This is a genomic window from Corynebacterium sp. KPL2734 (assembly GCF_040225595.1).
Classification (GTDB): Bacteria; Actinomycetota; Actinomycetes; order Mycobacteriales; family Mycobacteriaceae; genus Corynebacterium; species Corynebacterium rhinophilum.
The window spans coordinates 207770-217241 of record NZ_JBEHFO010000002.1 but is presented as its reverse complement, the minus strand read 5'-3'; the positions used below and the strand labels follow the sequence as shown (position 1 = coordinate 217241).

General features: G+C 57.1%; 10 protein-coding genes. All 10 read left to right on the top strand.

The window, feature by feature from the left end; genetic code table 11:
* The first annotated feature begins 578 nt into the window (after nucleotides 1-578).
* From ABRP88_RS02590 to xerD, 10 genes are read left to right on the top strand one after another with little or no spacing between them, the layout of a single operon-like run.
* Nucleotides 579-1241: a hypothetical protein gene (locus ABRP88_RS02590; protein ID WP_284782907.1), complete on the top strand. Its 663-nt coding sequence runs from the start codon at nucleotides 579-581 to the stop codon at nucleotides 1239-1241.
* Nucleotides 1241-2224: an HAD-IIA family hydrolase gene (locus ABRP88_RS02585; protein WP_349836034.1), complete on the top strand. Its 984-nt coding sequence runs from the start codon at nucleotides 1241-1243 to the stop codon at nucleotides 2222-2224. Before ABRP88_RS02590 ends, ABRP88_RS02585 begins: the two co-directional genes overlap by 1 nt.
* The gene (locus tag ABRP88_RS02580; RefSeq protein WP_284785089.1) at nucleotides 2215-2376 is read left to right on the top strand and encodes a hypothetical protein; all 162 of its coding nucleotides are present in this window, start codon (nucleotides 2215-2217) and stop codon (nucleotides 2374-2376) included. Before ABRP88_RS02585 ends, ABRP88_RS02580 begins: the two co-directional genes overlap by 10 nt.
* Complete coding sequence (locus ABRP88_RS02575) at nucleotides 2376-3182, top strand: TlyA family RNA methyltransferase (RefSeq protein ID WP_349836031.1); 807 nt, start codon at nucleotides 2376-2378, stop codon at nucleotides 3180-3182. The genes ABRP88_RS02580 and ABRP88_RS02575 overlap by 1 nt, the downstream gene beginning before the upstream one ends.
* Nucleotides 3182-4063, top strand: coding sequence for an NAD kinase (locus tag ABRP88_RS02570; RefSeq protein WP_284770715.1), 882 nt, complete (start codon nucleotides 3182-3184; stop codon nucleotides 4061-4063). Before ABRP88_RS02575 ends, ABRP88_RS02570 begins: the two co-directional genes overlap by 1 nt.
* Complete coding sequence (recN, locus tag ABRP88_RS02565; protein WP_349836029.1) at nucleotides 4063-5733, top strand: DNA repair protein RecN; 1671 nt, start codon at nucleotides 4063-4065, stop codon at nucleotides 5731-5733. The genes ABRP88_RS02570 and recN overlap by 1 nt, the downstream gene beginning before the upstream one ends.
* A 10-nt stretch (nucleotides 5734-5743) precedes the next feature.
* Complete coding sequence (steA, locus tag ABRP88_RS02560) at nucleotides 5744-6904, top strand: putative cytokinetic ring protein SteA (protein ID WP_349836028.1); 1161 nt, start codon at nucleotides 5744-5746, stop codon at nucleotides 6902-6904.
* 14 nt (nucleotides 6905-6918) lie between these two features.
* A complete protein-coding gene (locus ABRP88_RS02555; protein ID WP_278723268.1) occupies nucleotides 6919-7830 on the top strand; it encodes a copper transporter in 912 nt (303 codons plus the stop codon).
* On the top strand, nucleotides 7830-8468 hold the full coding sequence (locus ABRP88_RS02550; RefSeq protein ID WP_284638385.1) for an NUDIX domain-containing protein: 639 nt from the start codon (nucleotides 7830-7832) through the stop codon (nucleotides 8466-8468). The genes ABRP88_RS02555 and ABRP88_RS02550 overlap by 1 nt, the downstream gene beginning before the upstream one ends.
* The gene (gene xerD / locus ABRP88_RS02545) at nucleotides 8465-9355 is read left to right on the top strand and encodes a site-specific tyrosine recombinase XerD (protein ID WP_349836025.1); all 891 of its coding nucleotides are present in this window, start codon (nucleotides 8465-8467) and stop codon (nucleotides 9353-9355) included. Before ABRP88_RS02550 ends, xerD begins: the two co-directional genes overlap by 4 nt.
* Nucleotides 9356-9472: the final 117 nt, after the last annotated feature.

Below are 9472 nucleotides of genomic sequence, written 5' to 3'. Positions count from 1 at the left end.
TCAAAATGGTAATAAGAAGGCCGCTGCTTAACCCCTAAGCAGCTTAACTACGTGTCCACGATTTGCGGGCAACCCCAAAACCGACAAACGAGTCCACTACATCATGGACCCAATAACCGGCACCATCGCCTGGCTACACACCGACGGCACCTACCACATAGACCACCCGACAGGACCACTAGCCACCACAAACACACACTGGCACTACACCTGGAAACAATTCCTCACACACAAAAGAAACAAACACAACAACAAAAAATAAGAACCTATGATTCAGTACCGGAGTGGGGAATTGCGATGAAGTGCATCTAAACACGGACAAAGGTAAGGAAATTTCCAGATTCTTTGAATGTCGTTTAGCACTGTAGAATGGGTGCGGTATTTCTGTGCGAGTTCCAACCAAGAAAGGGTAGGACTGAATGTCGGAGCGCAACCAGCACGGCCGTAACGGCCGCGGACAAGACCGTCGGGGTCGAAATCCACGCAATTCGGGGGACCGTGTTTCTCGCGGAGGGGGAAAGAAGAAATCTTTCTCTCCACAGCGCTCTGGGTATAGGGAAGAGCGAATCAACCGGCGTATGACCGATCCGGATATTCCTGAAGAGGTTGATATCAATGACTTGGACCCATTGGTGCTCCAAGATTTGAAATCTCTCTCTAAAGAGAACTCGGAGGCCGTCGCCAAGCACATGATCATGGCGGCGACCTGGATGGACGATGATCCTAAATTGGCACTTCGACATGCGCGCGCGGCTAAGGACCGTGCGGGCCGCGTGGCTATCGCCAGAGAAGTTAATGGTATCGCTGCTTACCGTGCAGGCGAGTGGAAAGAGGCACTCGCCGAGCTCCGCGCTGCCCGCCGTATTTCTGGCGGACCAGGAATGCTTGCGGTTATGGCTGATTGTGAACGCGGGCTGGGGCGGCCGGAAAAGGCATTGGAGTTAGGACGCAGCGAGGAGGCCAAGGAGCTAGACAAAGAATCCGCTATTGAATTAGCGATTGTGGTGGCCGGTGCTCGCCTTGACCTCGATCAACCTGAATCAGCGGTGGTTACCATCCAGAGGGCACAACCTGACCGCAGCGATCGCGGAGTGAGTGCTTGTAGGTTGTCGTATGCCTATGCAAACGCTCTTCTCGCTGCGGGGCGCAGGGATGAAGCCCGCGAGTGGTTCGAGCACACTATCGCCATTGATGAGGGGGATTGGACCGATGCCGCAGACCGATTGGCGGAATGTAAATAATGAGTGTTTTGAGCAAACATGACGCCTTATTGCTGGACCTGGATGGAACCGTCTGGGAGGGCGGCCGTCCGCTAAGTAACGTAGTAGACGTTATTAATACGTGCGGCGTTCCCGCAGTATATGTAACAAATAATGCGTCGCGGAGCCCAGAAGCCGTCGCCACAATGCTGACGGATATCGGTTTGACTGCGGATTCTGGTGATATCGTCACCTCCGCCCAAGCGGTATTGCAGTTGGCCGCGGAGGAAATCCCGTCAGGTGCGAAAGTACTAATCATTGGCGCGGATTCTTTCCGGGACTTGGCCAAAGAGATGGGCTTTTCCGTGGTCTCGAGTGCTGATGATAAACCAGCAGCCGTCCTGCAAGGATTCGATAAGTCCGTTGATTGGGAACAGTTGACGGAGGGGGCGCTGGCTATCCGGGCAGGCGCGAAGTTTTTCGCCTCAAATTTGGATACGTCTCTTCCAATTGCGCGGGGGCTAGGCGTTGGCAATGGTTCCCTCGTTGCTGCTGTCCAGAAGGCGACGGGAGTAGAGCCCGTTTCTGCCGGCAAACCTGAACCAGCGATGTTCTTCCTCGCGGCCAAGAAGGCCGGTTCCAAGAAGCCATTGGCGGTGGGCGACAGGCTAGATACGGATATCGTTGGGGGTAACGCCGCAGCGATGAATACCTTCCATGTCTTGACCGGTGTATCGGGCGAGCTGGAGCTTATCGAAGCACCGGTGGAGGCACGGCCTAATTTTATTGGTGCAGGCATGCACGAGCTTTCATTGCCTATTTCGCAGGTGCGACCGGGACCGCAAGGAGAATTTACCGCGCGATGCGATGGGTATGATGTCCTATTGCAGGGGGGAAATGAATCCTCTACCTCGGTGCAAGCGCTGCGGACGGTCTTGGAAGTGGCGTGGTCGATGCCGGCACCGCCTCGGTATATTCAGCCGCGTAGCGAATTTGCGGAAAAGGTTGTGTCGAAATGGCGGTAAAGCCGCACGATTTTCGGGCCGTGAAAGAGCCTGAAGAGGTAGATTCGGAGATTTCGACAATTCTCGGCGAAGATGCGCAAACACTCGCAGAAGAAGTCGATCAACTGGACAGGGCGCATTCCGTATTGCGGAATGCTTTGCAGGAGAACTAATGCCACCACAACGCCGCAGGCTGGATGCAGAACTTGTGCGCCGAAAGATTGCGCGATCTCGTGAGCAAGCCCGCGAGATGATCAAGTCTGGCCGTGTGACGGTCGGCGGGTTCAAGGCAGAGAAGCCTGCAACTATCGTGGACCCTGAAGCCTCCATCAAGGTCGAGGAGTCTGAGGAAGACAAGTGGGCGTCTCGCGGCGCGCATAAGCTTTTGGGCGCACTAGCCACATTCGACGTCGACATGGCTGGCCGCATCTTAGATGCAGGGGCATCGACAGGAGGATTTACAGATGTGTGCTTGGCGTCTGGTGCGCGTGAGGTGCTATCCGTTGACGTCGGGTATGGGCAATTATTGTGGCGCCTGCAAAATGACGACCGCGTGACGGTTTTGGATAGGACCAATATCCGCACTATTAATCCGGAGATGACCAATGGCCTGTGCGATGGCATGGTCGGGGATTTATCTTTCATTTCCCTAAAACTGGTGCTGCCAGCAATTGTGGAGTGCATGAAGGACGGAGCGTGGCTGCTGCCGATGGTCAAGCCGCAGTTTGAGGTGGGCAAAGAGCGCATCGGTAGCGGCGGGGTGGTTCGTTCTCCGGAGATGCGCAAAGAGGTCACGCAGGACGTTGCTGAATTTGCCGTGTCTTTAGGCCTTAGTCTGCGCGGTGTTGTGGCTTCACCGTTGCCGGGTCCGAGTGGAAATGTGGAATATTTCCTGTGGCTGAAAAAGGACGGTATGTCCACGGACGTGGCTACAATGAAACAGATGATTGATACTGCCGTTGAAAAAGGTCCGCAGTAATGCGAGAGATATTGTTGGTTCCACATGCCAATCGCGCAGAGAACCTGCAGGCTACCTCCCGTGCAGCCGAGTTATTGGAGGAGGCAGGGATAACGGTTCGAGTTTGTGCGGACGAAACCGTCCTGCCAGGGCTACAGCACGTGCCGCATTCTGATGCTGCGGCGGAAGGATGTGAATTGGTTCTGGTTCTCGGCGGTGATGGCACCTTCCTGCGCGCGGCTGATATGGCACGCGCGGTTGATATTCCGGTCCTCGGAGTGAATCTAGGGCACGTAGGCTTCCTCGCGGAATGGGAAGTGGAGTCATTAGACCGTGCCGTCGCTCGCGTCATAGAGAAGAGCTACCGGGTGGAGGACAGGCTGACGGTGGATGTCTCTATTTCGGATGCTAACGGTCACCAACTGGCTAGCAGTTGGGCTTTGAATGAGGCCTCGGTAGAAAACCAGAACAGGTCGGGCGTGTTGGATGCGATTTTGGAGATCGACCGGCGCCCGGTCTCGTCGTTCGGTTGTGACGGCGTGCTGATTTCGACTCCTACGGGATCTACGGCGTATGCATTTTCTGCCGGCGGCCCAGTGCTGTGGCCATCGCTAGATGCAATCTTGGTCGTGCCGAATAATGCCCATGCACTCTTTACTAAACCTTTAGTGGTTTCTCCCAACTCTTTGGTGGCGGTGGAATCAACCATGCAAACCACACCGGCCGTAGTTATCTTGGATGGGTGCAGGGAACTTATTATGCCGCCGGGCGCCCGCGTCGAGGTGGTGCGCGGTAAGCGCCCCGTACGCTGGGTGCGGTTGGATGATCAGCCCTTTACGGATCGATTGGTCTCTAAGCTGCGGCTGCCTGTGGAAGGCTGGCGTGGACCGAAGGAGAAATAGTGCTTGTCGATATTTCTATCAATGATTTAGGAGTCATTCGCCATAGCTCTGCAGAATTATCGGAGGGCCTGACCGTATTGACCGGTGAGACCGGCGCTGGCAAAACCATGGTGGTTACGGGGCTTCGATTGTTGGCCGGCGGGCGTGCCGATGCCTCTCGGGTGCGCGATGGCGCTAAAAAAGCGGCCGTGGAGGGCCATTTTAGTTCCGCGAAGGAGAGCATCAGCCAGCTGGTGGACTCGGTGGGCGGTGAGCCAGATGAAAATGGTGAATTTATTGTCTCGCGCACGGTTTCGGCTGCGGGGCGATCGCGGGCGTATTTGGGAGGGCGAGCCGTACCGGCCGCCACGTTGGGAGATTTCGCGCGGGAGATAATTACCGTGCATGGTCAGAATGACCAATTGCGCCTCTTGGCCCCAGAGGAGCAACTCGCGGCCGTGGACCGTGCAGACCCGCAACTGGCTGGCGTTCGGGAAGACTATGCTGAGGCCTTTAAAAAGTGGCGCAGCCTGGCCAAGGACTATCGTCGGCGCACCGAGTCTCGTAGGGAGCTTGCCCAGGAAGCTGACCGCCTGCAATATGCCTTAGAGGAAATCAACGGTGTGGCACCCGAGCCAGGCGAAGACGCGGAGCTGGTGCAGTTGGTGCAGCGCTTGCAAGACGTCGACGGCCTGCGCGAATCCGCGCACACTGCCTTGGCAGCGATCGATGGTACTGAACAGCTTGATGAGGCTGCGTCTTCGCTGCTCGGGCGCGCGGGCTCGGCGCTGGTGGGATCCTCGGATAAACAGTTGGCGGATTTGGGCGAGCGCATCTCTGAGCTCACCTCGCAGCTAGGCGATATCTCGGCTGAGCTCGGCGGATACCTCGCGGGGCTGCCGGCGGATCCGAATCTGTTGGAAAAATCGCTGCAGCGCCAGCAGGATCTCCGAGCATTGACCCGGAAATACGCTAGCGATATCGATGGCGTATTGGCGTGGCGCGATGAGGCGGAGGCCAAACTGCAGTCGATGGATACCTCGACGGAGGTCCTCGAGGAGCTTAAGGCGCAGGTCAAAGAGGCCGAGCAGGAGATGAAGCAAAAGGCTGCGGAGCTTACGAAGGGTCGGCAGAAAGCCGCGGAAGCGCTGGGCAAGCTGGTGACTGAGGAGTTGCATGGATTGGCTATGCCCAATTCCACGTTGTCGGTGGAGCTTTCCACAGCCAAGTATTCCAAGACGGGTGCCGATGCCGCGGAGTTGCAGCTCAATGGGAAGCCGTTGGCCACCGCGGCCTCCGGTGGTGAGCTGTCTCGCGTCATGCTCGCCCTTGAGGTCGTGCTCGCCAGCGAAGACGGTGCGACCTTGGTTTTCGATGAGGTCGATGCCGGCGTGGGCGGGCGTGCGGCGGTGGAAATTGGGCGTCGGCTAGCGCGGCTGGCTGCGCATAACCAGGTTATCGTCGTCACCCACCTGCCGCAGGTAGCCGCGTATGCGGATGCGCATTTGCATGTCTCGAAGGATAAATTTACCTCTGGGGTAGCCGAGTTAACGGAGCAGGAGCGCGTGGAGGAATTGGCCCGCATGCTGGCTGGTTTGGATGACACGGAGACCGGGCGTGCGCACGCCCAAGAGCTTTTTGATCGCGCACAGAAGGAAGCTTCCGCGCGCCTTACCCAGCTGGCGGACTAAGCAAGGAACAATGGAGCCCATGGCTCTGTTTTCCCGTACCCCTGAGCAGCCCGGTGAGCATGCCGCATTGCGCGATTGCACGCCGGGTGCGAAAGGTCTTAAGAAGTTTTCTGCAGGTGATATCGCCGTTATTGATGCGGCGAATATTTCTCGGCCCGAGGCACAAACCCTGGTGGACTTACAGCCCTCTGCGGTGGTCAACGTCGCCAGGTTTTCTACCGGTTCCATTCCTAATTGCGGTCCGCACATGCTTCTCGATGCCGATATTGACCTTCTCGAGGGCCTCGGCGAGGGTTTTATCTCGGAGTTTAAAGACGGCAAAAAGGCGCGTATCGGCGAGGATGGAAAGGTCTACGTTGGCGATAAAGTAATCGGGACGGGGCAGAAGGTTTCCCGGGAGCGCGCAGACAAGAATTTCAAGGCGGCACAAAGCACACTCATTGACCACATGGAGTCCTATTTCGCAAGCTCCATTGACTTCATTAACTCTGAAGGCCCGCTGCTTATCGACGGCCTCGGTGTCCCCGCATCCGGTGCCGAGATAGCTGGCAGGAAGGTCATCGTTTTATCTCCCACCGAAGACCACCGAGCCCTGCTGAAAGACTTGCGGAATTTCATCCGGGAATATGAGCCGCTGCTCGTTGCGGTTGAGGAAGCCGCGGATTCCTTGCTGGAGCAGGGATATAAGCCTGACTTCGTTATTGGGGATCCAGCCAAGGTAAGCGATGAGGCGCTGCGCTGCGGCGCGCGCATCGTCGTACCCGCGGATCCAGAAGGCAGCGTGGAAGGCCTTGACCGCATCCAAGAGCTGGGTATTGGGGCCATGACGTTCCCGGCGGCATCGGAATCGGCCACGGATTTAGCGCTGCTCTTTGCGGATTACCACGGTGCGGGCCTCATCGTGCAGGCAGGCGGCGGCTTTGACCTCGATGATATTTTTGCCAACCGGGTGGCACCGTCTGCCGTCTTGTCTCGGCTGAAGGCTGGAACCAAGGCGGTTGATGCGGAGGCAGTAATCAACCTGTATTCCGCTCCGTCCTCGCACCTTGGTTGGCTATGGGCCCTCCTCAGCATCTTGGTCGCGATTGCAGCGATCATCTTGATCGTGGGCTTTGGCGGGAGCCAGGATTTCTTGAGTAATTTGAGCCAAACGTGGTCGAGCCTATTCTGAGCGGGGGTAGCAGTATGGCGAAAACGCAACTAATTACGGGCCTTGGACTCGGCGCGGCGGTCGGTGTAGCCCTCGGAGCCTTGGTGATCGCGCCCAACCTGACCACCAGCGTGGCCGACGATGACCCGATCCGTGCAGAACACCGCAAGGTGGTGCAAGAAAATAAGATCTTGCAGAATCAAAACGAGGCGAGCGATGACATAGTCAAGAACGTGGCACCAGACTTGGTGTCTGGGACGTTATCGCAGCGGCCAGTGCTGGTCATTTCCACCGATGATGCAAATAGCAGGGACCTGTCTGATATCACGAAGCTCTTAGAAGCCTCCGGGGCCACCAAGGCAGGAGAAATCAAGCTGAGCAAAGACTTCCTGCGCGGGGAAAGCAAAGACGATATCGTATCGATCCTTAAAGATAAGGCCCCGAAAAAGGCAGATCTTAAGGGGCTCGATAAAACCGTGGGAAGCTATGGCGGCGAGGCTTTGGGTGCGGCCTTATCCATGGACCCAGAAAGCACGGAGCCACTCGCAAGCGTGAAGGAGCGATCCGAGCTGCTGCGTGCTTTGCGCGATAAGGAATTTATTGATTATGAGGACGGGACCATCCTTCCGGCCCAGTCCATCATCATCGTCTCCGGCAGCGGGGTGCGCGGATATTATTCGGATACCTTGGCAGAGTTCGCCACCGCCTTGGACGAGGTCAATGGCAGCGTGGTACTGAGTGCGCGGGCCAAACAGACCCAAGATGAAAAGACAATAGAGCAGCTGCGCACCAAAGACCTGGATCTTTCTACCGTAGATGGCATTGAACGTGCGGTAGAGCGCATCGCCGTCATTTCCGCCGCCGAGGAACAGCTCAATGGGGGCAGGGGAGACTACGGTTCTGCAGAAAGCGCGGATTCCGCCCTACCTGAAGAGGAGAAAGAATAGTGGCCCACGATTTTCAAGTCTTGGATTCAGAGTTAATTTTTGATGCCCCTATCGTCGCCGTACGCCGCGATACGTTGTCCATGCCGGGAGGCAATACTGCGGATAGGGAAATCATTGAGCACCTGGGTGCCGTCGCGGTGGTGGCCCTAGATGAGGATCGGCGCATCGCGATGGTGCATCAGTACAGGCATAGCGTCGGCAAGCGGCTGTGGGAACTGCCGGCAGGATTGCTCGATGTGAAGGGCGAGGATGAGCTGTCCGGCGCGCAGCGCGAGTTGCAGGAGGAAGCCGGCCTGGCAGCCAAGGACTGGGAAGTTCTTACGGATATGGTGACCTCGCCGGGGTTTTGTGAGGAAGCCGTGCGGATTTTCCTTGCCCGCGACCTTAGTGAGGTCCCAGCGCTGCACGATACCGGCGATGAAGAAGCCGATATGGATTTTGCCTGGGTGGATCTAGACCAGGCGGTTGACAGGGTGCTGGGCGGCGAGATCGTTAACTCCGTCGCGTGCGCGGGTATTTTATCTGCATATGCCACGGTTGTTGGCGGGAAGCAGACGCGTTCGGTGGATGCGCCGTTTGATTTGCGCCCGACCCACATGGCTGCCCGCCGCAGCGGACCGGACCTGAAAAAGCAGTGACTGCCGCAAAGGACATAGCTCAGACCTGGTTGAATCACCTCGCCGTCGAACGCGGGGTTTCGGCTAATACACTGAGCAATTATCGGCGGGATATTCGCCGGTACGTGGACTGGCTGGCAGCAAATGGGGTCCAGGACCTGCGGCAGGTAACTTGGCCGATGGTGGAGGCCTATTTGAAGGATCTGCGCGAAAAGATGGCGGTGTCTTCTGCCAACCGTGCCCTCATCGTGGCGCGCGGGTTGCACAAATTCGCCGTTGCGGAGGGTGAAGTTGATAGCGATGTTGCCGCAGAGGTAAGCCCGCCTTCCACGGGGCAACACTTGCCCGAGACTTTGAGCGTGGATGAGGTGACGCGGCTTATCGAATCGACGCCGACGGAAACGCCGGTTGACCTTCGCGATAGGGCGCTACTAGAAGTGCTTTATGGCACTGGGGCGCGCATTTCTGAGGTAATTTCGCTGAATGTCGATGACGTAGCTACTGCCGATGACGTCCTAGTCCTGCATGGCAAGGGCGATAAGGAGCGGCTTGTCCCCCTCGGCTCGCATGCTCGCCAGGCCATCGATGCCTACTTGGTGCGCGCTCGGCCCGTGCTGGGAAAGGGCAAAACCGCTGCACTGTTTTTGAATACGCGCGGCGGTGCGCTATCGCGGCAAAGCGCCTGGTCAATTATTAAAACCGCGGCGCAGCGCAGCCAGTTGGATAAATCCATTTCCCCGCACACGCTGCGTCATTCCTTTGCCACGCATTTGCTCGAAGGCGGTGCCGATGTGCGCACCGTGCAGGAGCTTTTAGGGCATTCCTCCGTGACTACCACGCAGATCTATACCCACGTTACCGCTGATTCCTTGCGGGAGGTGTGGCGGACAGCGCATCCGCGGGCGTAGCTTTCAGCGTTTAAGTCAAAGTTAGAGGCTTGATATTTGCAAAGTCTCGGTAGTCATAAAGGGGAGCGGGTAGGCTATAGTTACAACGTTGTAAGCAACCCTATGCCAAATGTCATG

Coding starts and splice junctions, on each gene's coding strand:
- ABRP88_RS02590 (WP_284782907.1), top strand. CDS start 579: ATGACCGATCCGGATATTCCTGAAGAGGTTGATATCAATGACTTGGAC.
- ABRP88_RS02585 (WP_349836034.1), top strand. CDS start 1,241: ATGAGTGTTTTGAGCAAACATGACGCCTTATTGCTGGACCTGGATGGA.
- ABRP88_RS02580 (WP_284785089.1), top strand. CDS start 2,215: ATGGCGGTAAAGCCGCACGATTTTCGGGCCGTGAAAGAGCCTGAAGAG.
- ABRP88_RS02575 (WP_349836031.1), top strand. CDS start 2,376: ATGCCACCACAACGCCGCAGGCTGGATGCAGAACTTGTGCGCCGAAAG.
- ABRP88_RS02570 (WP_284770715.1), top strand. CDS start 3,182: ATGCGAGAGATATTGTTGGTTCCACATGCCAATCGCGCAGAGAACCTG.
- steA (WP_349836028.1), top strand. CDS start 5,744: ATGGAGCCCATGGCTCTGTTTTCCCGTACCCCTGAGCAGCCCGGTGAG.
- ABRP88_RS02555 (WP_278723268.1), top strand. CDS start 6,919: ATGGCGAAAACGCAACTAATTACGGGCCTTGGACTCGGCGCGGCGGTC.